This window comes from Microbacterium sp. STF-2, from assembly GCF_034650155.1.
GTDB classification, from domain to species: Bacteria; Actinomycetota; Actinomycetes; order Actinomycetales; family Microbacteriaceae; genus Microbacterium; species Microbacterium maritypicum_A.
In genome coordinates this window covers 60,742-82,737 of record NZ_JARKMW010000002.1, presented here as the reverse complement: position 1 = coordinate 82,737, position 21,996 = coordinate 60,742, and the positions used below count along the sequence as shown (strand labels likewise).

Here is a 21,996-nt window from a genome sequence, read left to right as displayed (position 1 = left end):
GATCTGCAATTCGCCCTCGACAGGTGCATCGAGGGCTTCGCGAGAGGGAATGACCAAGGTGTCAACGAAGCAACGATTCATCAGCCCGAGCGATCTGCAGTCGCCGGAGTACCTGCGGGTGCCGGACGAGGCGAAGCCAACCGCGATGGGACTGTGGCTGCACACGGACGTCGCAGGGCGCCGGGAACTGATCCCGGAGTTGATCGCGGGCGACCTGTACCCGGGCAGGGCGGCGACCTCGATGGTCGAGGAGCACCTGCTCATGCTGGACGAGTCGGGGTTCCTGACAATCTTCCCGGCGAGGGGAACGCACTGGATCGCGCTCGCCCGACCGCTGAGGGTCGACGCCCGCGGCACCCGCATCGACACACCGGAGCCGCCTTCCGGCCGTCCATGGACGTCCGTGGCTGTGGGGGGAGCGGGCGGGCGCGAGCGGGCGCGGGAGCGCGCGGGGGCGCAGGTGCGTGCGGAGGACGCGGCGCGAGCGGATGCGTGGGGCGCGGTGCAGGGCGAGCGGGAAGCGGTGCCCGCACCGCCGTCACGGCCGCTCCTGCTCGATGCCCCACCGATCGGCTGCTCCGAGCACCCCAACGGTATCCAGAGCGTCTCCTGCGGACCCTGCCGAACAGCCCGCCTGCAGCGCGACGAGTGGCTCGCACGCCGGATCTACGAGGAGAAACTCGCGACCTATCACCAGCGTCTCGAGGATCTCGGAGGGGGGTGGGGTGGTGATCCGTTCTGACCCGGCACTCGCCGACGAGCACCTCGCCGCCTTCATCGACGGCCTCGCCAACTCGCCCCGCCGAAGTCGCCGCCTGTGGCTCGAGGGGCAGACGCCGATCCCGATCGCGGATGCACTCGCCCGGGACTTCCAAGACCGAACCGAACAACTGAGCCGCTACATCGCGGCCGAGAACCAGCGGCGACAGATCGCCGCGGGAAGGCAGACATCATGAGCAAGGACACGCAGATCCCCGTCGGGGAGTTCATGGAGATCCGGGACGCCGTCGCCGGGGAGCTTCGGAAGGGTGCGAGCTCGCAGACGCAACGCACGACGCTCGTGCGCCAGGCCGAGGGGCTGATCCTCGCCGGGTACGTCGACATCGACGCAGTGCGCACCGAACAGCGATTCGGGCCGGTGGTCGCCGAGGTTCTTCGCGAGGTCACCCGGTCACTCGAGAAGCATGGTGAGCAGCTGCATCTCCCGATGGGGACGGGCGCGGACACTCACCCGCTCGACACGATCTCGGCCCTCGATGACGTGACCGGTCTTCGCCCCATCATGAACGCCGCAGAGATCGCCTCCGTCGCCACGCTCGACACGAAGGCCCATTCGGTGAACGAAGGCGGCGACGGCACCGTGACGTGGTGGCACATCCTCCGGGAAGAAGTCTTCGAGGCGGCGGCAGAGGAACACGTCGTCGCGCTCCGGGCGGAGCTCGTCCAGATCGCCGCCGTCGCGGTGAAGATGATTGACGCGCTCGATGCGAAGGCCGGTGCCTAATGGTCAACGAGACGAACATCACGGTCGTCGGCAACCTGACCGCCGACCCCGAACTCCGCTACACGCAGAACGGTCTACCGGTCGTGAACTTCACGATCGCGTCGACCCCGCGGAACTTTGACCGCACCGCGCAGGAGTGGAAGGACGGTGACGCCCTGTTCCTCCGCGCCTCGTGCTGGCGCGAGTTCGCCGAGCACGTCGCGGGATCGCTCACGAAGGGCATGCGGGTCATCGCGACCGGCCGCCTTCGTCAGCGCACCTACCAGGACCGCGAGGGCAGCCAGCGCACCGCGATCGAGTTGGAGGTCGACGAGATCGGCCCGAGCCTCCGCTACGCGACTGCACAGGTCACCCGCACCGCATCGAACACTCCCGGCCAACAGCGCCCCGCCGCGCAACAGGCATCCGAGGAGCCGTGGGCAACGCCCGGTGCATCGTCCGACGGCTGGTCTACTCCTGGGAGCTTTGGTGATGACACGCCGTTCTGAGCCGCGACCGAACTGCACCTACTGCCGGGGCGTGGGGATCATCTCGGTCTCGAAAGACCCCGACGAGATTATCGACTGCGTCTGCACCGACCCGGTCGACGAACCGGCCCCGACCGTCGACGCCATCGAGTTCGCCGAGGAAGCGCTCGGAACGCCTCTCCTGCCGTGGCAGAGGGAAGCCCTCGACCGATGGGTGAGCAATGTCTGAGCGCACCTGCATCCGTGGATGCACTCGGAAGGGCGAGCACTGGGCGGCGTGCCCGAGCTACGGCACGGAAGATGGCGACTGCCGCGGGTGCGTCTACGCCGAGGCGCGCGACGGTGTCCTGCTCTGCGAGCGCTGCTATCGCACGCTTCGCCGTCACCTCGAGGACGCCGCCGACCTCGTCGGTCACCTGCGCTCGATCGCAGACCCGACGAAGGCCACACCGTACGACCGCATCCGGGTCGACTCATCTCGCCCCGACATGCCGGCCCCGGTCGCCGCCGACCTCATCGACGCCTCGGATCACATCGTGCGCACGATGCGGGGATGGGCGCTCTATGTTCAGTTTGGCGGCGACCACCCGTGGCGCGCTGAAGGACTCGAGGCGGGCATCGACGCGGCGTCCGCGTGGGACGACGTCAACGGATGCGCCGAGGTCGTCCTCGCCGAGCTCGACATCCTCGCGAACGACTCACACCAGGTCGAGGCGCTGTGGGAGGGCGTGGCCGCCGTGCACCCGGGGGAGCCTGCGACGTGGAGCGTTGCGGACGCCTCGGTGCGCTACACCCTTGACGACGAGCCGCGGTGGGCGAACGTGCCGTGCCCCGACTGCGACCTCATGGCCGTGCGCGTCCAGCCCGGTCGGAACCGGCGCCCGACGCGCTACCGCTGCACGACGAGCGGATGCGGGTGGGAGGCGAACTCGCTCGATGACGGTGGCCTGTGGGCATCGTTCTTCGCTGAGCCGGTCGTGATCGTCGAGGACATCGAGCACCCGCGGGTGTACCCGCACCTGCTCAACATGACCGATGCCGCCCGCATCGCGAAGCGCACCGTCGCCACCATCCGGAAGTGGATCAAGGACGGCGACCTCGAGCGGGATCTCGGTCGCGTCCACGAGAAGGACGTGCTCGCCGTGGCGGCACGCAAGAGGGGAGAGAGCGAATGACGCAGCTGGCACAGCAGAAGCGATGGCTGAACATCGCCGAGGCCGCCGAGGTCGCCGGACGCACCGAGCGCACCCTGCGGAACTGGGTGCGCGACGGCGTGCTGAAGCCGGCCGTTCGGGGGTTCTTCGACCGGGATGTCGTACTCGCGACGGCGAAGCGCATGACGACGCGTCGTGGGCGGCCGACGGCGACGGCTTCGCGCATCGTCGAGGCGGCACCCGGGTCGTGGATCAAGGCCACCGCCTGCGGCACGCACTCCGACGCCCTCGAGGCTGGCCTCGTCGCGCTGACCTGCAGGCGATGCCGCATCGAACCCACAGAAGCACCGGTCGACGGCGACGGGGATGCCTGAGCCCCCTGCGCCGTGGGCACGCCGCAGCGCGACAGCAGCCGCCACGCACCGACCGCTACCTGTCGCCTGGGATGGATCCCCGGTTGAGTGGGGGCGCTGGGTGCCGTTCGCACCGACGTTCGTCTGCGACCGCACCCGCCGCACCGCGCCCGCCCCCGAGCGGTGCGCCGGGTGCGGGGTGCTCTGGCAACCCGCTCATGCCTTCGGGACATTCAAGCGCCCACAAGACCCCTGGCCGATGAAGCACCTCATCGCCTCACGATGCCCCGAGTGCGGGCACGACACCGTGTGGTCGTGGATCGACGACGCGGCATGGGAACTCGACCCCGACGACTACGGACCAAACGGGTCCACACCACCGAGCGAAGGAGAAGACCGATGAGCACGTCATGGATCGACTGGACCGCGAGCGGAACGCAGGTGCAGGAGCTTGACCCGGAGGGGCTCACTGCCGAAGAGCGCGCGGAGAACGAGGAGAAACTCCTCGACGCGGCGACCCAGATGGCGTTCTACCACCAGGAGCGACGCTCGCACGACTCGCGCGCCTACACCTGCGACGAGGCGGGCGGTGTCGACTGCCTCGCGCTCGGGCATCCGGCCCAGAGCGACGACGGCGACTGGCCGGAAGACGACGCATGGCACGAGGCGCACCCGATGGGCTGGGACGGCGACCCAGTATGCAAGGAGGCGCGCTACGGCGATGCCTGCACCGCCTGCGAGTCGGAGGACTGCCCGTACGGCTTCGGCGAGATCCGGTCGATCTGGACACTTCCGGGTGTCGTCGGCGCTGAGGCCGGGAACGAGGGGCGCTGACATGGGGGTCATCTACACGCCTCCCGCACGACGGGAGCCGACCCGTCCAGTCGAACACGCATCGGACCACCGACTCGGGACCGTTTGGCAGACGCCCGACGGGTTTCGGTGGGTCGTCGAGTGGGACGACCAGGACAAGCGCCCTGTGTGGTCGCTCGTCGAGTGCCAGGGGCACGCGACATGCAAGGCGGCACTCCACGAGCATGGATGCTTCGCCGATCTGGGACGATGCGACCACCCCGAGGAGCACGGCAGTGGTGCGTGAATGCGCATGGTGCCGGGGCGTGATCCCGAGCTCTGCGCGCAAAGACTCGATCTGTTGCTCGAAGCGGTGCCGCCAGGCGCGGCACCGCTTCCGCTCCGGCGTAGGCGTCGCGCCCGCCGGTGGCCGCGACGTCTTGCGCCTCGCGTACGCTGACCCGCCCTATCCGGGGAAGTCTCGTCGCTACTACGGCGATCACCCGGACTATGCCGGCGAGGTGGATCACGCCGCGCTCATCGAGCAGCTGTCGGAGTTCGACGGGTGGGCGTTGTCGACGTCCGCGAGTGCTCTGCAGGAGATCCTCGCGCTCTGCCCTCGCGGCTCGAGGGTCGCGGTCTGGAATCGGGGTGAGCGTCCGACGAGGAGTGCAGGGCCGCTGAACGCGTGGGAGCCGGTGATCTACTTCGGTGGACGCCGGGATGCGTCGCGTTCCATCGCGGCGGGGGAGAAGGTGTCGTGCCGACCAGGTGGACGCGTCGCGGAGGACCTCGGCGACGCGTCGCTCGATGCCGGCGTCGACGGGTCGCGTGCCGCGGCCTCGACGGATGCCGAGGTGTCGCGCGGATCCTCGCGACGCGTCGACGTGCTGACGTACCGCCCGGGCGCCCGGACGACCGACCCGGCGCGCGTCATCGGCGCGAAGCCCGCGGTCTTCTGCCGGTGGATGTTCGACCTGCTCGGCGCGGAACCGCAGGACGAGTTCGTCGACGTCTTCGCCGGGTCAGGCGGCGTCATGCGCGCATGGGGAGTGTTCGCTGGCTCAACGATGATCTTTGGCGACCGCGAGATCGGACATGGTAGGAACGACTCATGACCAGCGATGAACTTCGACTTCCGCCTGACGACGCTTGGATTGAGCGCCGGACGTCGTTCCTGCAGGATGCTGAGGCGACCCGGATCGGTGCGATCCCCGGCCGGCAGACGACGCGGATCATCGGGAACCTGTCCGGCGCGTGGCCGAAGCACGGTCGGGTGCGTCGTATTCCGAGCACGGACGGCGACCTCATGATCACCGAGGCGAGCCTGATCGTGCTCGACGACGGTACGGTGCTCGCCGAGAACGGGGGATGACGTGAGCGAGGCGATGTGGCTCGCGCTGATCGGCGTCGCCGGCACGCTTCTGGGCGGCCTCGGCGCGACGCACCTTGCCAACAGGGCCAGCGAGAGGCAACGCGTGGACGCGCGCAAGCATGACCTCGAGGACGCCGCGAGGCTCGCGATCCTCGAGGTGCTCGTGAGCGCTCGGCGGTGGATCGAGAGCGCGGACGGCCCGGCGATGCTGATCGCCTCGCGGGAGACGGTCGAGGACATCGACGTCTACATCACCCAGCAGTGGGCTGACCCGACCGACATGAAGCCGATGATGCAGAACCGCGAGGCCCTCGATCGCGCGGCCATGCACGCGAAGCTCCTGATCTCAGACAAGGCCGTGCGCGACGAGCTACAGGCGCTACTCGTGCTCGCGCACCACTGGGCGCAGACGGCGGTTGACGAGCCGAGGAATGACGTCATGCTCGGCGTCGGCGACAAGGTCGGGCGACTGCGCCACTGGTACGAGTTCAAGGACACGTTCGTCGCGAGCGCGCAACGCCTCGAGGACGTCGCCACGACGGCGACGGCACGCTCTCTCACGGGATAATTCTTCCGCACCTTCCGAGCACTGTGTTAAGCTGTGCTTGCACCTGAACTATGACCGAAGCCCTGCCGATCCGGCGGGGCTTTCTTTCGTTTCAGCTGTGACCCCGCCGCCACACGCTCACATCCCTCTGCAGAGCGACCGCCCGCTAGCCATGACCCCTCGCCGTCCCGACCAACGGGCACCGGGCAGAGGGCGAGCAGCCTCGTCTCAGGTCGCATGATGCGCACACTCGAGCGGTGATGAGCGGCGGGGCACGGTCTTTCCACCCGATCGGAGGTCGACGATGCGCACCGCGCCCGACCTCACGATCGACGACTCGCCCATCGTGCCCGTGCGCGCGATGCTCCGGCCCTCGACCTATCGCGCGCTCGCCGCGGTCGCGAAGGAGAAGAGGCTCGAGGACGTTGGTGCTGTGCTCGCGCGCCTCGCCGAGCTCTCGCTTCAGCCGAAGGCCTCGCGCCGCGTCCAACGTCGTCGGCGTACACCCGAGGAGTACGCCGCGATCGACGCCCGAGTCCGCGCACTCAATGAGCAGCGGATGTCGGACGGTCGGATCGCGAAGGCACTCGGTCTGTCTCAGCCGCTCGTGTCCCAGCGCCGGCGCGGCATGGGCCTCGAGTCGCCGACGCCGCGCCCGGCGCGGGGTCCGAAGGCGTGAGTAAGCGCACGCACACCCGCGAGGATCAGCGGCAACGGACGGAGTTCTACGAGTCCGGGAAGATCCTCGACGCTGACCCGGCGACCCGGCACCTCTCGGTGTGTTGGATCTGCACGCTCCGCATCGACTACGAGCAAGCGCCGGGAACGACGACGGACTCGCACACCCTCGACCATTACTACCCGGTCGAAGACTTCCCGGAGCTACAGAAAGACCCGGACAATTTCCGCCACGCGCACTTCGACTGCAACAGCAGCCGAGGCAAGGGCGACGCAGAGCGTGGCCTCGGCGATCCGATGCCTTCGTGGTGGTGAGGGCTAGGCGCGGCGAGCGCCGTAATACTCGCCCATTCCGGAGAAGTCAGGGAACATCGTCGAGCGGTTGAAGCCAAAGTTGCGCTCGAGCATTTCGAGTAGAAGGGGCTTGACGATGGCGGGCACAACGATGCCCATCGTTGTCGGGAACCGGAATGTGAGTCGGCCGCGTCGACCCGCGAGGTCGGAGGCGCCGCAGAGATCATGCAACATCCGCCTGTGCTCCTTCGCCCAAATCTTGGTGGGCATCGCTAGGGGCCCTAGTTCCGACTCGGGCGCACCGACAGCATCGTGCGGTTCCGTGTGGAGAACGAACACGCCTCGCTGGGCGGCGATTCGAGGGTCGATGGGTGGTGTCGAGTAGAGGAGCGCCGCGGGGGCGCGATCGAACGCCCTCCTGTAGTTGCGTTCGTACGGCCGGTCGATTTGTGTGAACTGTGTACGAGTCAGGGCGAGCAACAGGCCGTCGTGGTCCCGGGCGGTGCTCTCCTCGTCGACCTTGGCTCGGTCGTCGCACAGGAACCACAGTGCAACGAATGGGTCAGTGCTGCAGTCGATGAGGCGTGTCAACGCTCCGTGGTGGCGAAGCCTCGCCAGGATTTCCCAGTCACCCATGTGTTGAGCGTTGTCCGCGCCGATGCGCCGAGCTTGCTCGATCATCTCCACCTCGAGGGAACGGATCTCCGTCGCGTTGAGGCCGGCGCGCCCGGCCTTCGACCCAAGTCGCCAGTCCTCAACTGCTTGCCCCCGCCAGACGACGCCATCCTTGGGGCCGAGCAGGTTGATGCCGTCGATCGCGGTGAGCACCTCCCGGGCCGCATCGCGCACGGCGTTTGGGGCCGCGGAGGCGAAGTCCTCGCTCGCCGCAGTCAGTGTGCGGTACTTCATCCAGTCAGGCCAAGTGGACACGATCAGTCGCGCCGGCGGATCTTCTTCTCGGCGTCGGCGTAGTGGCCGCCGATGACCTTGTCGGCCATCTCCCGAGCGAAGTCCTCGCTGTTGTATCCCTGACCGCCGTCAGTGGCGATGATGTCGGATCCGTTCGATCCGATCAACTGCCACCCCCACTTGCCGTCAGCCCGCTCGATCAGGACGCGCTTCGCTCCCATGTCAGCTCCTTTGCTGGTTGTGAGTGTCACGATACCCACCCGCTCGACTGGCCGCCATGATCGGAGACCTCCATGAACCGCTTCACTGCCGCTGGCCTGTTCGTCGAGGCCGCGAAGGGCAAGCGCATCCTCGTGCTCACCGAGAGCCGATGGGAGATCCGGGACGCGCTGGCATCGTTCGCCGAGCACCCGGACATCAGCGCGTGGCCGGGGTTCAGGGTGTGCAGCAGGAACGGGGAGGAGCGCGTCGACCTCGGTGGTCGTGGCCGCATCGCCTTCCGATCGGCGAGGTCGAACCTCCGCGGCCTGAGCGCCGACATCGTCCTCGTGTCTGATGAGGCGTACCGCGCCATGAACGATAGGCAACGCGACGAGTTCCACCGCGACGCCCGAGAGATCGTCACGGTCAGCGGATGCCCTGAGATCGTCACAGACCGCGGGGTGCGCCTGCTCTGACCCCGGGGGGAGTCTCCCACACCCCGCGCCCGCACGCGCTCGTGCTCCGATCCCGCGGCTCCGATTCGTCTTCGCGGAAAAATCCAGCCTCGGGCCGGGAGGGCGGAACACCGCCGGGTGGGTGTTCCTCTCTCCCCGGTAATTCCTCGTAGGGGGTCGCGCACACGCGCACGCGAGAAGGGTGGTCCGTCGTGGCGAAATTCGAGCAGGAATCGGTCGCCGACGCTCTCGAGCGTGGCCTCCGCAACGCGAAGCACCTGCGGATGAAGCACGCCCCGACCGTCGCCGCCGCTCGCGCCCTCGCCCGCAAGATCGACGCCTGGGACGTCATCGTCGAGTGGGCAGTCGAAGACGCCGCCGAGACCCGTGGTGCTCGCCCTGCAGTTCCCGCCAACGACAACGTCTCGATTGCCAGCTTCCTGAAGTACCTCGACGCGCTCGGCCTCACCCCTGAGGACGAAGCCCCCGCGGCCTCGGCGCCCGGACGGCCGGCGACGCGGCCCCCGGCGACGCAGCCGACGAAGCTGCCGAACAAGGTGCTCGCATTCCGGCAGAAGGCGAAAGCCGAGTAGGAGGCCCGGTGGAGATCACGCATGGTTTCACCGAGCCGCGCGTGTGGACGAAGCCGCTGACAGAACTCACGCCGAAAACCTCTCGCGGATTCGAGGTCATCGAGTTCGCCGAGGAGACCCTGAAGGTCTGCCTGTTCCCGTGGCAGAAGTGGCTCCTCATCCACATGCTTGAACTCGACTCGTTCGGGCTGCTCCGCTTCCGCAAGGCGCTCGTGATTGTCGGCCGTCAGAACGGCAAGACTCTCATCGCCGCCGTGCTCGCCGCCTACTGGCTGTACGTGGATGCAGGCCGCTGGCCGAACCAACTCGCCGAACAGGACTTCGTCGTCGTCGGCGCGGCGCAGAAGCTCGACATCGCGATCAAGCCCTGGAAGCAGGTCCGCCGCTGGGGCGCACCCGACGACATCAAGATCGGCATCGCCCGCGACCGCGTCCCGGACCTGCAGGAGATCACCTACCCGCCCCGCACGACGAACGGTGAGACCGAACTCCGCACCCTCATGGGTGGGGCTTACCTGCCGCGCACCTTCGACGGTGCCCGCGGTCAGTCCGCCGCCCGCCTCATCCTCGACGAGCTCCGCGAGCAGTACGACTACGACGGCTGGTCCGCGATCGAGAAGTCCGCGAACGCGATGTACGACTCGCTCCTCGTCGCGTTTTCCAACGCCGGCACGCGCCGGTCCAAGGTGCTCAAGGACGTGCGCCAGATCGGGCACGAGGGCGTCAACGACCCGGAGACGCAGTGGTTCATCGCTGAGTGGTCAGCCGAGCAGGACGCCCGCCTCGACGACCCGCGGGCGTTCGCTCAGGCGAACCCGTCCGCCGGCTACCTCCCCGGCATGACGATCGCCGGTCTCATGCGCGCCGCCGCGGAGGCCAAGGAGAAGAACGTCGAGCGCATCGAGGTTCTCGGTCAATGGGTCACCTCGAAGGTCGACAACTTCATCGAGGTCGAGGACTGGAAGGAACTGCACCAGACCGCAGCCGACATCCTCGCGAAGATCCCCCGCGGTGCCCGCACCGTGTGGGGCATCGACATGTCGCACAATCGGCGGACGACCTGGCTCGCCGCCGCCGTGTTACTCGAGGACGGCACGCCGTTCGTCACGATCCGTGTGAAGCGACCCGGATGGGCATGGGTGCTCCCCGCGCTCATCGAGCTCGCGCAGGCATCCGGGCAACTCGAGGTCGCTGTGCAGTCGAAGGGCGTCCCGGCGACCGACTTCCTCAAGCCGCTGCAAGACGCCGAGTTTCCGGTCAGCGGGAAGATGACGAAGTTCGTCGTCCACGCGATCGACTGGTCGGCATTCGCGCTCGCAACCGGACGACTGTCTGATCGCGTCCGCGACCGCGGCATCGCGCTCATCCCTCAGCCGGACATCGACCGGGCGATCCCCGGGGCGGTCGTGCGTACCTACGCCGAGAACACCGGATGGTCGCGAGAGAAGTCCGTCCCGATGGACATCGCCGGCATCTGCGCCGAGACGATCGCGCTGTACGCGCTCGAGGCGCTGACGCCGCCCCCGCCAGCCCCGGCGCCACCGCCCCCGCCGCCCGCCGAAGTGGTCATGCGCGACGCCGAAGAACTCGGCGACGTGAACTTCGCGACCGCCGCCTTCTAGACGGGAGACCCCCTATGTCCTGGCTTAATCGCATCGTCGACCGCATCTTCGGTGCGGCGGCTCCGGCCGCCGCACAGTCGGAGATCGGCTACCAGACGGGCGGCCTGCTCTCATGGACGACACTCGTCGAGGAGTCGGGGGAGTCGAACCCGGATCTCTACTGGCCGCAGTCGCTCGAGGTCTACGACCGCATGCGGTCGGAGGACTCGCAGGTCGGTTCGGTGCTCCGCGCCGTCGTGCTCCCCATCATGCGCGCCGACTGGATGATCGATCCCGCCGGCGCACGGGACGAGGTGACACGGCACGTCGCCGGTGACCTCGGACTGCCCGTGAAGGGGAAGCCTGTCGAAGCGCCGATCCGCACCAAGGGGCGATTCTCCTGGGTCGAGCACCTGCGGCTCGCGCTGCTCGAACTGCCCCACGGGCACTCCTACTTCGAGCAGGTCTACTACCTCGACGCGTTCGGGCGCGCCCATATCTCGAAGCTCGCCTGGCGTCCGCCACGCACGATCAAGGACATCAAGGTCGCCGCGGACGGCGGTCTCGTCGCGATCGTTCAGAGCGGCGTCGCATCCTCTAAGGGCGCAGTGACGATCCCGGTCGACCGGCTCGTCGCCTACGTCAACGAGCGCGAGGGCGCGAACTGGCTCGGCCGTTCCCTGCTCCGCACGGCCTACAAGAACTGGCTCCTCAAGGACCGGCTCCTGCGCATCCAGGCACTCAGCGCCGAACGCAACGGCCTCGGCGTCCCGGTCTACACCGGGGCCGACGCGCCGGCGAACGCGACCGTCGAGGAGCGGGAGAAGTGGAATAAGGCCGAACGCGAGGGCGGCCTGAAGATCGCGAAGAACTTCCGAGCCGGCGAGAGCGCCGGAGCGTCCCTCCCGTCAGGCGCGAAGATGGAGCTCCTCGGGGTCAGCGGCAAGACACCCGACACCGACCCGATGATCCGCTACCACGACGAGCAGATCGCTCGCGCCGTGCTCGCGCACTTCCTCAACCTCGGCACCGAAACGGGATCCTGGGCGCTCGGCTCCACGTTCGCGAACTTCTTCACCGACTCCCTCAACGCGGTCGCGCAGCAGATCGCCGACGTCGCACAGCAGCACATCATCGAGGATCTCGTCGACCTCAACTGGGGGCCGGACGAGCCTGCCCCCCGGATCGTCCCGGCGAAGATCGGGCCAGAGCACCCCGCGACCGCCGAGGCGATCAAGCTGCTCGTCGACGCCAGAGTGCTCGAGCCGGACGGCACGCTCGAGGCGCACGTTCGCACCCTCTACGGCCTGCCCGTCGCTGACACGACCAGTGATGGCGAGTCGGCCGATGGCACCACGCCGAGCGACGCCGAGGCAGCGCGCGCCGCCGCCGAGACCATCCAGAAGGTTTACCTCGGCGTCGATGTCGTGGTCGACAAGGACGAGGCGCGCGACCTCGTGCGCAGATCCGGCGCCGAACTCAAGGCGACGCCCGACACCACTCAGGAGGACACATGACCAAGCGGAACCCGAACAGGTACTGGGGGAGCGCCACGCCCCCGAAGTCCAAGGCCGAGTTCTTCGACGCGATCACCACCCCGGCGGCCGGGAGCGACGACACGATCGCGACCATCCGCATGTACGGGCCGATCGACAGCTACGGCGGCTGGTGGGGCATCAGCGCCGGGGACGTCAGCGACGTCCTCGACAACCTGCCCGACACGGTCACGCACATCATCCTCCGCATCAACAGCCCCGGTGGGGAGGTGTGGGAGGCGATGTCGATCCTCAACATGTTCCGCGCCCACACCGCCTCGGTCACCGCGGTCGTCGACGGCATCGCGGCATCTGCCGGTTCGTTCCTCGCTGTCGGGTGCGACGAGACGGTCATGTCGCCCGGATCGCAGATGATGATCCACTCGCCCCTGACATGGGACTACGGCAACGCCGCGGATCTGCGCAAGACGGCCGAGGTGCTCGACAGCGTCGAGGAGTCGATCATCACGATCTACCGCGACAAGGCCGGCGAGTCGGCCTGGGGCGAACTGCTCGCCGCCGAGACCTGGTACACGGCGCAGGAAGCCGTGACCGCTGGACTCGCCGACCGCGTCGCCGTCGTCAAGGACGCCGGCGAGACGCTCACTCCCGGCACTGAGGAACCGGATCTCGTGCTCGTCCCCGCCGAGGGCGACGACATCGACGACGTCTTCGAAGCCGCCCGCGCCCGCCTCGGCTGGCACCCGACTGGCGCGATCGCGCCCACCAAACTCCCGAGCTCGCCCGAGCCGGGTATCACCAGAGAAACGGAGACGCTCGACATGAGTGACACCTTCCTGGCCTATGTCCGTGATCGGCTCGGCGTGCCCGAGGCCGAGGCATCCGAAGAGACGGTCAAGGCCGCTCTCGACGAGGTGCTCACGGAGCAGGCCGACACCCCGGTTCAGAACGTCGCGCCCGCAGGCGCGGTCGTGATGGACGCCGCCCAGCATCAGAAGCTCGTCGATGACGCCACCGCCGGCCGCGCCGCCCGCGAGCAGCAGATCAGCGACCGCCGTGACGGCATCGTCAAGGCCGCGCTCGACTCCGGTCGCATCGCCCCGTCGTCCGCCGAGAGTTGGCGCACGCAGCTGGACAACGACGAGCAGGGCATCTCCACCCTGCTCAACTCGTTCCCCGCGAACACCATCCCCGTCGAGGAGCTCGGACACGGCGAGGTGCACGCCACCGCGGACGACGCCAACTACTCGGCCATCTACACCCAGAAGGGAGCCTGACCATGAGCGACCACCTGCTCACGTTCAAGCCCGGACTTGCGGTGACGTTCACCGCAACCACTGTCATCACCGGCGGCCAGGTCGTCGAGGTCACCGGCAACCGCTCGGTCGGTGTCGCTGGTGCCGCGTCGACGAAGGCGATCGGCACCGCGGGGCACGACGCCGCGATCGGCGACTCGGTCGTCGTCCATCTCGCCGGACCTGTCGACACGGTGACCGCCGCGGCGGCCATCGTCGCCGGCGCATCCATCGAGGCCGCAGCGGCAGGCAAGGCGCAGACCGCGACCACCGGTCGTGTGCTTGGTCTCGCCCTCACCGCGGCGACCGCCGCGAACCAGTCCATCCAGGTTCTTCGGGCCTGAGACAAGGAGATCACCCATCATGATCAACTACCCGATTCCCGGGTCCACGCTCGCAGGCAACGTCTCGACCGCTCAGGCGCTCGCGTTCCTGAAGTCGCCGGCCCAGATCGCCCGCCGCTTCGACGAGATCCTCGCCGATCACAACTTCCTCTCGCACTACCTGCTCCGCGGGAAGTACAAGATGCAGGGCGGCGCGGTGTCCTACACCCCCGACGAGGCAACCTCCTCGGGTGCCACCGCGGAGACCGTCGCCCCCGGCGGCGAGTACCCGCTCACCGCGCTCCCGGCAGATGCGGCCGTCCTGGTCGCCGCGATCAAGAAGGGTCTCGGCTCGGAGATCGCCGACGAGACCGTCGGTCGCCTGCAGATGGACCCGATCGAGCGCGCGATCCAGCTGCTCGCCAACGACATCGTGTCGCAGTTCGACGCGGCGTCGCTGTCCCTCATCCTCTCGGCGGTCAGCCAGACCGTCGGCGGAGGTGCGTGGAGCGCGGCGAACACCATTGTCGCGAACGTCGAGGTCGGCAAGGCGCAGATCAAGGGCGCTCACCGCGGCTACCGTGCGACGAGCATGGTGCTCACCGACCTGCAGTGGGCGGCCGTCGCGCCGATCCTCCTGCCGCTCCTTCCTCGTGAGGCCGGGAACCCGATCCTCGCGGGTGCGTTCCCGAACATCCTCGGCCTCGACTGGGTGACGTCGTCCGACCTCCCGGGCGGGTGGCAGCCGCTCATCGTGGACGCCGACCACCTCGGCGGCATCGGACACGAGGACATCCCGTCCGAGGAGTACGTCGCCCTGGCGACGATCAACTCCCAGAACAAGTCGAACGTCGAGGTCGCTCGCTTCCGTGAGAAGAACGATTCGACGCGTATCCAGGTCCGCAAGGCGGATGTGCCGATCGTGACCAGCCCGCTCGCCGCGGCGAAGATCACGGGGACGGGGCTCTGATGTCGCACATCGTGACGGCACCCGCGATCCAGGTGATCGCGGGCGTCCGCGCCCACTTCCTCGAGACCGGAGCCATCCTCCCGGACGGCGTCGCCGAGGAGACCCTCGCGCGGCTCGTCGACGAGGGGCTCATCGAACCTGTCGATGACGCGACCGACACCACAGCCGACGCGGACGACCAGGCCAAGACCGACGCGGATGCGAAGGCGAAGGCTGACGCGGATGCGAAGGCGAAGGCTGACGCGGATGCGAAGGCGAAGGCTGACGCGGATGCGAAGGCGAAGGCTGACGCGGATGCGAAGGCCAACGCCGCGGCGGACGCCAAGGCGCAGAAGTAACCGAACAGGGGGCGATGAACCATGCCGATCACACCGACCGATCTCGGCGGCGACGAAAACACCGCACGACGGGTTCTCGTCCAGGCGCGGGACATCGCCCCCTGCATCGACTCCTTCCCCGAAGACTCGGAGGAGAAGAAGGACGCGATCGCCGTCCTCAAGGGCGTGCTCGACGAACTGCCCGCCGCCGGCTCCCGTCGCACTCGAGCGATGAGTCGCAACGGATCGTCGATCACACTCGCCGACATCAAGTCGGCATTCGACGAAGACGCCCGCTCGAGTCTCCGCGCCCTCTGCGCGGCGAGCCGCGACGCCGCCCCGGGCGCTCCGCTCGGCAGCTTCCCGACCGACCGCCCCTTTGCGCGCGTCTGGCCCGAAGGCGACTACTCGTGAGCGGCGACTGGACCGACCCGTTCTGGTTCCCGCACACCATCGTCGCTCGCGTACGACGCGCGGGCGGCGGTATGGGGCCGCGCCCCGAGGAGCCGAAGACCGTCGTCGCCGAGGTGCTCGACAAACGTGAACTGATCCGCGACGCCAACGGCGCCCAGGTCGTCTCGTCAACACGCGTCACGGTGCCGATCGACGCCGACATCCCGATCGGCTCCCTCGTGACCGTCTGGCCCGGTCAGGCTATCGCGCGCGAGGCCGAGGTGCTGCAGGTCGGCATCGACCAGAACGACCCGCCGCTCCCCTCGCACCGCATCCTCTGGCTGAAGTAGGAGGTCTCCCTGATGGCCGAGATCAAGCCGATCCTCTCGCTCGTCGAGAAGGCCGCTCAGGACGCAATGAAGGCGGCCGCGCGCAAGGTGCTCAAGCGGTCAAACGAGCTCGCGCCGCGCGACGACGGCGACCTCATCAAGTCCGGGAAGGTGGTCGTCGACGACCTCAGCGTCACCATCCGCTACACCGCCCCGCACGCCGTGTTCCAGCACGAACACCTCGACTGGGTGCACGAGGGCGGCGGCGCGAAGTTCCTCGAGACCGCTTCCGACGAGATCGACATCGCCGCCGAAGTCGCCCGGGCTGTGAGAGAGGAGCTCGGGTGAAGGACTCCGAACTCAAGACGCGGCTGTGCGAGATCCTCGGCTCGATCCCCGGGTTCGAGTGGAGCACGACCGCCGCCTACGGAGCCGACTCGATCGGCGTGTGGTTCGGCCGCATCGGCGACGTTCCCGACCGTGCCGTGGGTGTCCGTCTCTACGGCGGCAGCGACGACGACGACCTCAAGGCGCGCAAGGCACAGATCTGGGTGCGCGGTGCCCGCGGCGAACGCGACTCCGCCGACGACATCGCGGACGCCGTGTTCGCCCGCTTCAACAACCTCTCCCGCGAGGGAGGGGTTCTCGGCATCCGCCGCGAATCCATGTCGGACCATGGAGCCGACGACAACGACCGCGACCAGCGGTCGGAGAACTACACGATCACTCTCGACAATGAGGAGGCTCTGCAATGAGCATCAATCCCCTTCCCGCCGGCACGACGCTCGGTCAGAGCTTCGAATACGGCTTCGACATCAACCTCGGCACGTTCGGTGCGCCGAACTGGCAGGAAGTCCGGCGCATGTCCGGATGGGCGCCGACGTTCCCGAAGGTCACCCAGGACGCCGCCACCTACGACGACCAGGGTTCACCGAACGAGGAGGTCTCCGGCCGTGGCTTCGCCGGTGCGTTCACCGTGCAGGCGAACCGCTCCCAGACCACGGGCCTGTACCTGCCCGAGGTCGAGGCGCTCGTCAACGCGTCGCGCCGCGACCGCGAGCAGGCCGTCATCGACGGCCGGTTCTACCACAAGCCGAAGGCCGGTGCCCCGCACCCGACCGACGCCGGCCGCGTCCTCGCGACCGTCGAGCTCTCCCGTCAGAACACCGGGAACGCGGAGATCGACATCTTCGCGATCAGCCTCACGGGCAAGGGTGCCTACACCCCGATCCCGAACCCCTACGCCGGCGGCGGCATCGACATCGCCCCGGCCATCTCGGCGATCAGCCCGTCGGGTGCGGCCGCGACGAAGCTCGTCACGATCACCGGCGTCGGCTTCCTCGGCGCGACCGATGTCAAGTTCGGCGCGACGTCAGCGACGGCATACACCGTCATCTCGGAGGCGACCATCGTCGCCACTGTGCCCGCGGGCACGGCCGGCCCGGTGAATGTCACCGTCGTCACCCCCGTCGGCACCTCGGCGACCTTCGCCTACACGCGAGGCGCCTGACCCGACCCGGAGGCCCGGGTGCGCTCACGCGCCCGGGCCTCTGGTTCCACACACTCTCTCACCGCGACGAAAGGGCTCCCGATGTCCACCGCTTCCGACTTCGCCGACTGGGCGATCCCGGCCCTCACTCTGCCGCCTCTTCCTACCCGAGACGGTGAGCCGCGGGTGTTCGTCGTCCAGCCGCCCAGCGTCGACGATGTGAGCAAGCTCCTCGCCTGCGCGGTGCGCGGCGAGGTGAAGCTGGGCATCGCGAAGGGACCGATCCCCGCCGGTGTGCAGGAGGTTCTCGACTCGATCTCGCCTGACGAGCACCCCGCTCTCGGCTCGACCTATCAGGAGATGGTCGACGCGGGCGTTCACCCGGAGACCATCGGGCGCGCCGCGTACTACAGCGTTTTCTACTGGACACGCGGCCGGGACTACGCCGACGGTCTTGCCGTGCTCCTCTGGGGCCGCGAGCAGCCCGACGCCGAGGAGGCTGAGGGGCCAGCCCCAAAAGCCTAGAGACGGCCGAGGACTGGGCACCCTACGGCTTCGGCGGTGAGCCCGATGAGGACGGCTGGTATCCGCGGTACCGGCAGGTTCCCGAGGAGCTCAAGCCTCACGCCGTCACCCCGGCCGTCTCCCGCCCGACGCTCGACACATCCTGGCTCGCGATCGTGACGCACTGGCGCATCGTCGTCGCCGAGCTCATGGAACGCGGCGTCGACATCCACGACCCCGAGACTCGCTCGCGTCCGTGGCTCGGGGTGCGCGCCCTGATCTTCTCGCTGATCGACTCCGACACTCGGCTCCGCGCCGCACTGCGAAGGGATACCGATGGGAAAGCTGACGGTCGCTGACCTCGAGGTTCTGTTCACCGCGAACACGCAGGACGTGGAACGCGGCGAGAAGCAGGTCGTCGCGATCGGCAAGAAGATCGAGAGCAACCCGGTCAAGGTCAAGGGCGACACCAAGGGTGTCCTCGACGACATGGACCGCGTCGAGAAGGCAGCTAAGAAACTCGTCTCCGAGCGTGCCGTCATCAAGCTCGACGCCGATGTATCCCGCGCCGAGAAGAACCTCGAGCGCGCCGTCGACAAGCTCGAAGACCTCCACATTCGTGCCGAGGGTGGACTCGACGTCACCGCAGACGTGAAGCGTGCCGAGGCGTCGATCCAGCGCATCGAGCGTCAACTGACCGGACTGCGCAGCGCACGCAACGCCGTCGACGTCGAGGTCAACGAGGAACCTGCCGAGGCTGGCCTGAAGCGCTTCCTCAGCTTGTTCAAGCGGAAGACCGAGGAGACCGGCTCCGAGGGCGGTCGCTCGCTCTCCCAGGGGCTCGACTCTGCGACCCGTGGTGCCGGTGAGAAGGTCGGTGCCGTCGTCGGTGGTGAGATCGAGTCGACCCTCGTCGACGCGCTCTCCGCGATCCCGATCGCTGGCGGTATCATCCTCGCCGGCGTCGCGATTGGAAAGGCCGTGGTCGGTGGCATTCAGGACGGTCTCGCCGTCGAGAAGCGCACCGACAACCTGCAAGCACTGACCGGCATCAGCGAAGCTGACGCGCTCCGCATTGGCCGCGCCGCCGGAGAGGCGTACGCGAACAACTTCGGCGAGTCGATCGAATCGAACATGGATGCCACCCGGCTCGCCCTGCAGTTCCGCATCCTCGACCCGAGTGCCACAACCCGCGACGCGCAACTCGTCGTGCAGGGTCTCGCCGGGATCTCCGATGTCCTCGAAGAGGATGTGCGCCCCGTTGCGCAGTCCGTCGCGCAGCTGCTCAGCACAGGGCTCGCGAAGAACGCCCAGCACGCCTACGACCTCATCGCTGTCGGCGCGCGGAACGGGCTGAACCGGAATGAGGATCTTCTCGACACGCTCACCGAGTACCCGTCGCTGTTCCAGAGGCTCGGGCTCTCTGGCGAGGAAGCGCTCGGCCTCATCAACCAGGGCATGCGCGCCGGTGCTCGAAACTCCGACCTTGCCGCCGATGCGCTGAAGGAATTCCAGATCCGCGCGACCGACGCTTCCGAGCTTTCCGCGTCCGGGTTCAAAGCCCTCGGCCTCAACGCCGAGGAGATGACCGCGAAGATCTCTGCCGGCGGCGCCGGCGCTCGCGAGGGACTCGGTCAAGTGCTCACGGCCCTGGGGCAGATGGAACCGAGCGTCGAGAGGAACAACGCCGCGATTGCCCTCTTCGGTACACAAGCGGAGGATCTTGGCGAATCGCTGTTTGCGATGGATCTCTCGACGGCCGTCGATCAACTCGGCGGCGTGACGGGGGCGGCGCAGAAGATGTTCGACACATTGTCGAGCAATGACGCGTCGAAGATCGAGCAGGCGCAGCGGAACATCGAGGTCGCCGCCGATGGGATCAAGGGCGCGCTCGCTCAGGCGTTCGCTGACCCTCTCGCGGAGGGAGCCGAGTGGATCTCCCAGAACCGCGGTCCGGTCCTGCAGTTCTTCGCTGACCTGGTGAACGGGGCGATCGACTTCGGGATCACCGCGACCGAGGCGTTTGGCTCGTTCGTCTCCGGCCCGCTCGCGGACATGGTCGACGGGCTGAAGCACGTCATCAAGTTCATCAACCCCTTCGCGGACACATCCGATCTCGAGGGGTTCATCAACGGGATGCGCGACTTCGAGGGCACGACGGACGACGTCGTCGACAAGCTCGAGGGGATGCGGGGCGAGTTCAACGGCTTCGCGGACGGACAGATCGCCCTCGGCTTCGTGAACGATGCCGCCCTTCGCACGGCGGACTCGATCTCGAAGGTCGGGCAGGCTGCCTCCGACGGCTCGTCGCTCCTCGGCGACTTCGAGGCGGCGCAGGACGGCAGTGTGCGAGCGACCGGTGAGCTCAAGGAACAGCTTGACCGCACGGCCGAGTCGCTCCTTGCTGAGTACGACGCCGCCATCGCAGCGGGGGAGTCGCAGGACAATCTCCGCGGGCGGTACGACGCGACGTCGCAGGCTCTCATGGGGCAGCTGACGGCGATAGGGCTGACCCAGGAGCAGGCGCAGGTGCTCATCGACACTGTGCTCGCGACGCCGGAGGAAGCCGTCACGTTCTACTCGTCGAATGCCGAGGCGGAAGCCGCGGTCGTCGACAGGCTGACGCAGAAGGTCGTGCAGATGCCGGACGGATCGTTCGTCGTCGTGTCCGACACTGCGCCGGCCTCGACGTCGATCGACTCGCTTATCGCATCGAGCAACAGTAAGTCGATCAAGATCCGGGTGTTCGCGGATGGGTCTGGGTTCAAGCTCCCCGGCGGCCAGGTCGTGACTGCCCCGCAGTACCACGGCGGCATCGTGGAGATGATGGCCGCAGGTGGCGTCCGAGGCACACCGATGCAGTCGATCGCGCAACGCGTCCCGGCAAACACCTGGCGCATCGTCGGAGACCGCTCGGATGTCGCCGAGGCGTACATCCCTCTCGACGGGTCGCCCCGTTCGATGGCGATCCTCGCGGAAGCTATCCGGCTCATGCCGGGCGCCGATGGGATGGGACAGGGGAGCGTGCCTTTCGCTGGTTCCGCCGGCGCGGGCGGTCTGGAATCGATCGTCGGTCTTCGGATAGAGGGCCGGATCGAGATCGGCGCGGACGGTCTCGCCAACCTGGTCGAAGGCCGTGTGGTCGAGATGATCCGTTCCTCACTGGGGGCGGCGAAGGGGAGACGATGATTTCGGTATCCGTGCTCAGCGAGTACAAGACGCAGGTCATCGTCTCCACGACGCCGACCGGTGTGCCGTGGTCTCTCACGGGCTCGTGGGAAGACTTCACCTGGACGGTTCCCGGTGGCGAGGGCGTGGGTGACGGTGGGCAACTCCACCTCACCGACGTGCTCGCCCCCACGAACGTTCCAGTCGTCTACACCTTCCGTGCTGGGGCGACCGTCGAGACGTCGGTGCCGGTCGTGATCGTCGGACCGCGGTTCCTGCTGCAGCGCCTCGATGGCAGCGCGATCGTTGAGGCTCAACTCATGCTGGGGTCGATCGGTCTCGAGCTCGATGTGCACCAGGAACTGTTCTACATTCCGAACCGCTCTCGGCCCGCGATCCGCTATGGAACCACCGGCGATGGCGGAGGCATGTTCCGCATCCGCGTGGACCGGACACGCCGTGCGCAGTTCGACGAGGTCATGAGGACCGGCGGCCCGATCGTCTACCGGACGACGCCCCCGCTCGAAGACCTCGCGCCCGTCGAGACGATCCTCGTCGGACGCCTCACTTCGGAAGGTCTCGCATCGGGACCGCAACGCGACTGGGCGTTCACCTACGTCTTCGCCGACTACCCGACGCTCGAGAAACGCCTCGGCGGATTCCCGTGGGATGACTTCGATGCCGCGCTCGCCGGGCAGACGTGGAACCAATTCGATACCCGCTTCGCGGGAACCGCGTGGGACCAGTTCGATTTGACGGATTGGCTCGCGCTCTAGCAGGACGGGGACA

32 protein-coding genes are annotated in these 21,996 nt (G+C 67.9%); 30 read left to right on the top strand and 2 right to left on the bottom strand.

Annotated features, from left to right (window positions below):
- The first annotated feature begins 58 nt into the window (after positions 1-58).
- The 13 genes from MicroSTF_RS14175 to MicroSTF_RS14115 all read left to right on the top strand — a co-directional run bounded on the left by MicroSTF_RS14175 (position 59) and on the right by MicroSTF_RS14115 (position 7,185).
- On the top strand, positions 59-742 hold the full coding sequence (locus tag MicroSTF_RS14175; protein ID WP_322956555.1) for a hypothetical protein: 684 nt from the start codon (positions 59-61) through the stop codon (positions 740-742).
- Positions 726-956, top strand: a complete 231-nt coding sequence (locus MicroSTF_RS14170; protein ID WP_322956553.1) for a hypothetical protein — start codon at positions 726-728, stop codon at positions 954-956. The genes MicroSTF_RS14175 and MicroSTF_RS14170 overlap by 17 nt, the downstream gene beginning before the upstream one ends.
- Positions 953-1,504: a hypothetical protein gene (locus tag MicroSTF_RS14165; RefSeq protein ID WP_322956551.1), complete on the top strand. Its 552-nt coding sequence runs from the start codon at positions 953-955 to the stop codon at positions 1,502-1,504. The genes MicroSTF_RS14170 and MicroSTF_RS14165 overlap by 4 nt, the downstream gene beginning before the upstream one ends.
- Positions 1,504-1,992 carry a single-stranded DNA-binding protein gene (locus MicroSTF_RS14160; protein ID WP_322956549.1) on the top strand — a complete coding sequence of 163 codons (489 nt, stop codon included), beginning with the start codon at positions 1,504-1,506 and terminating at the stop codon, positions 1,990-1,992. Before MicroSTF_RS14165 ends, MicroSTF_RS14160 begins: the two co-directional genes overlap by 1 nt.
- Positions 1,976-2,200, top strand: coding sequence for a hypothetical protein (locus MicroSTF_RS14155; RefSeq protein ID WP_322956547.1), 225 nt, complete (start codon positions 1,976-1,978; stop codon positions 2,198-2,200). Before MicroSTF_RS14160 ends, MicroSTF_RS14155 begins: the two co-directional genes overlap by 17 nt.
- The gene (locus MicroSTF_RS14150) at positions 2,193-3,146 is read left to right on the top strand and encodes a helix-turn-helix domain-containing protein (RefSeq protein ID WP_322956544.1); all 954 of its coding nucleotides are present in this window, start codon (positions 2,193-2,195) and stop codon (positions 3,144-3,146) included. Before MicroSTF_RS14155 ends, MicroSTF_RS14150 begins: the two co-directional genes overlap by 8 nt.
- Complete coding sequence (locus tag MicroSTF_RS14145) at positions 3,143-3,499, top strand: helix-turn-helix domain-containing protein (protein ID WP_322956542.1); 357 nt, start codon at positions 3,143-3,145, stop codon at positions 3,497-3,499. The genes MicroSTF_RS14150 and MicroSTF_RS14145 overlap by 4 nt, the downstream gene beginning before the upstream one ends.
- A gap of 378 nt (positions 3,500-3,877) precedes the next feature.
- On the top strand, positions 3,878-4,312 hold the full coding sequence (locus MicroSTF_RS14140) for a hypothetical protein (protein ID WP_322956540.1): 435 nt from the start codon (positions 3,878-3,880) through the stop codon (positions 4,310-4,312).
- Positions 4,313-4,710: 398 nt separating this feature from the next.
- Positions 4,711-5,388, top strand: a complete 678-nt coding sequence (locus MicroSTF_RS14135; protein WP_322956538.1) for a hypothetical protein — start codon at positions 4,711-4,713, stop codon at positions 5,386-5,388.
- Entirely contained in the window at positions 5,385-5,645 is a 261-nt protein-coding gene (locus MicroSTF_RS14130) for a hypothetical protein (protein WP_322956536.1), read from the top strand. The genes MicroSTF_RS14135 and MicroSTF_RS14130 overlap by 4 nt, the downstream gene beginning before the upstream one ends.
- A 1-nt stretch (position 5,646) precedes the next feature.
- Positions 5,647-6,213 carry a hypothetical protein gene (locus MicroSTF_RS14125; RefSeq protein ID WP_322956534.1) on the top strand — a complete coding sequence of 189 codons (567 nt, stop codon included), beginning with the start codon at positions 5,647-5,649 and terminating at the stop codon, positions 6,211-6,213.
- Positions 6,214-6,496: 283 nt separating this feature from the next.
- Positions 6,497-6,871: a hypothetical protein gene (locus MicroSTF_RS14120; protein ID WP_322956532.1), complete on the top strand. Its 375-nt coding sequence runs from the start codon at positions 6,497-6,499 to the stop codon at positions 6,869-6,871.
- Complete coding sequence (locus tag MicroSTF_RS14115; RefSeq protein WP_322956530.1) at positions 6,868-7,185, top strand: HNH endonuclease; 318 nt, start codon at positions 6,868-6,870, stop codon at positions 7,183-7,185. The genes MicroSTF_RS14120 and MicroSTF_RS14115 overlap by 4 nt, the downstream gene beginning before the upstream one ends.
- 3 nt (positions 7,186-7,188) lie before the next feature.
- Here MicroSTF_RS14115 and MicroSTF_RS14110 read toward each other — a convergent pair whose 3' ends face one another.
- The gene (locus MicroSTF_RS14110; protein WP_322956528.1) at positions 7,189-8,073 is read right to left on the bottom strand and encodes an FRG domain-containing protein; all 885 of its coding nucleotides are present in this window, start codon (positions 8,071-8,073) and stop codon (positions 7,189-7,191) included.
- A gap of 23 nt (positions 8,074-8,096) precedes the next feature.
- The gene (locus MicroSTF_RS14105; RefSeq protein ID WP_322956526.1) at positions 8,097-8,294 is read right to left on the bottom strand and encodes a hypothetical protein; all 198 of its coding nucleotides are present in this window, start codon (positions 8,292-8,294) and stop codon (positions 8,097-8,099) included.
- Positions 8,295-8,366: 72 nt separating this feature from the next.
- Here MicroSTF_RS14105 and MicroSTF_RS14100 point away from each other — a divergent pair, with 72 nt between their 5' ends.
- From MicroSTF_RS14100 to MicroSTF_RS14020, 17 genes are all read left to right on the top strand, one after another.
- Positions 8,367-8,750 carry a hypothetical protein gene (locus MicroSTF_RS14100; RefSeq protein WP_322956524.1) on the top strand — a complete coding sequence of 128 codons (384 nt, stop codon included), beginning with the start codon at positions 8,367-8,369 and terminating at the stop codon, positions 8,748-8,750.
- A 191-nt stretch (positions 8,751-8,941) separates the two neighbouring features.
- Positions 8,942-9,322: a hypothetical protein gene (locus MicroSTF_RS14095; RefSeq protein WP_322956522.1), complete on the top strand. Its 381-nt coding sequence runs from the start codon at positions 8,942-8,944 to the stop codon at positions 9,320-9,322.
- A gap of 8 nt (positions 9,323-9,330) precedes the next feature.
- Positions 9,331-10,944, top strand: coding sequence for a hypothetical protein (locus MicroSTF_RS14090; protein WP_322956520.1), 1,614 nt, complete (start codon positions 9,331-9,333; stop codon positions 10,942-10,944).
- 14 nt (positions 10,945-10,958) lie between these two features.
- Positions 10,959-12,440, top strand: a complete 1,482-nt coding sequence (locus MicroSTF_RS14085) for a phage portal protein family protein (RefSeq protein WP_322956518.1) — start codon at positions 10,959-10,961, stop codon at positions 12,438-12,440.
- Positions 12,437-13,696: a head maturation protease, ClpP-related gene (locus tag MicroSTF_RS14080; RefSeq protein ID WP_322956516.1), complete on the top strand. Its 1,260-nt coding sequence runs from the start codon at positions 12,437-12,439 to the stop codon at positions 13,694-13,696. Before MicroSTF_RS14085 ends, MicroSTF_RS14080 begins: the two co-directional genes overlap by 4 nt.
- A 2-nt stretch (positions 13,697-13,698) precedes the next feature.
- Positions 13,699-14,058: a capsid cement protein gene (locus tag MicroSTF_RS14075; RefSeq protein WP_322956514.1), complete on the top strand. Its 360-nt coding sequence runs from the start codon at positions 13,699-13,701 to the stop codon at positions 14,056-14,058.
- Positions 14,059-14,077: 19 nt separating this feature from the next.
- Entirely contained in the window at positions 14,078-15,007 is a 930-nt protein-coding gene (locus tag MicroSTF_RS14070; RefSeq protein WP_322956513.1) for a hypothetical protein, read from the top strand.
- Positions 15,007-15,345, top strand: a complete 339-nt coding sequence (locus MicroSTF_RS14065; protein ID WP_322956511.1) for a hypothetical protein — start codon at positions 15,007-15,009, stop codon at positions 15,343-15,345. The genes MicroSTF_RS14070 and MicroSTF_RS14065 overlap by 1 nt, the downstream gene beginning before the upstream one ends.
- Positions 15,346-15,366: 21 nt before the next feature.
- Complete coding sequence (locus tag MicroSTF_RS14060; protein WP_322956509.1) at positions 15,367-15,738, top strand: hypothetical protein; 372 nt, start codon at positions 15,367-15,369, stop codon at positions 15,736-15,738.
- Positions 15,735-16,067, top strand: a complete 333-nt coding sequence (locus MicroSTF_RS14055; protein WP_322956507.1) for a hypothetical protein — start codon at positions 15,735-15,737, stop codon at positions 16,065-16,067. The genes MicroSTF_RS14060 and MicroSTF_RS14055 overlap by 4 nt, the downstream gene beginning before the upstream one ends.
- Positions 16,068-16,079: 12 nt before the next feature.
- A complete protein-coding gene (locus MicroSTF_RS14050) occupies positions 16,080-16,394 on the top strand; it encodes an HK97 gp10 family phage protein (RefSeq protein WP_322956505.1) in 315 nt (104 codons plus the stop codon).
- A complete protein-coding gene (locus tag MicroSTF_RS14045) occupies positions 16,391-16,801 on the top strand; it encodes a minor capsid protein (protein WP_322956503.1) in 411 nt (136 codons plus the stop codon). Before MicroSTF_RS14050 ends, MicroSTF_RS14045 begins: the two co-directional genes overlap by 4 nt.
- Complete coding sequence (locus tag MicroSTF_RS14040; RefSeq protein WP_322956501.1) at positions 16,798-17,556, top strand: IPT/TIG domain-containing protein; 759 nt, start codon at positions 16,798-16,800, stop codon at positions 17,554-17,556. The genes MicroSTF_RS14045 and MicroSTF_RS14040 overlap by 4 nt, the downstream gene beginning before the upstream one ends.
- A gap of 81 nt (positions 17,557-17,637) precedes the next feature.
- Entirely contained in the window at positions 17,638-18,060 is a 423-nt protein-coding gene (locus tag MicroSTF_RS14035; RefSeq protein ID WP_322956499.1) for a hypothetical protein, read from the top strand.
- Positions 18,061-18,215: 155 nt separating this feature from the next.
- Positions 18,216-18,398, top strand: a complete 183-nt coding sequence (locus tag MicroSTF_RS14030) for a hypothetical protein (RefSeq protein WP_322956497.1) — start codon at positions 18,216-18,218, stop codon at positions 18,396-18,398.
- Positions 18,376-21,228 (top strand): phage tail tape measure protein, encoded by a 2,853-nt coding sequence (locus MicroSTF_RS14025; RefSeq protein WP_322956495.1) that lies wholly within the window; start codon positions 18,376-18,378, stop codon positions 21,226-21,228. The genes MicroSTF_RS14030 and MicroSTF_RS14025 overlap by 23 nt, the downstream gene beginning before the upstream one ends.
- A complete protein-coding gene (locus MicroSTF_RS14020) occupies positions 21,225-21,983 on the top strand; it encodes a hypothetical protein (RefSeq protein ID WP_322956494.1) in 759 nt (252 codons plus the stop codon). Before MicroSTF_RS14025 ends, MicroSTF_RS14020 begins: the two co-directional genes overlap by 4 nt.
- Positions 21,984-21,996 lie beyond the last annotated feature (13 nt).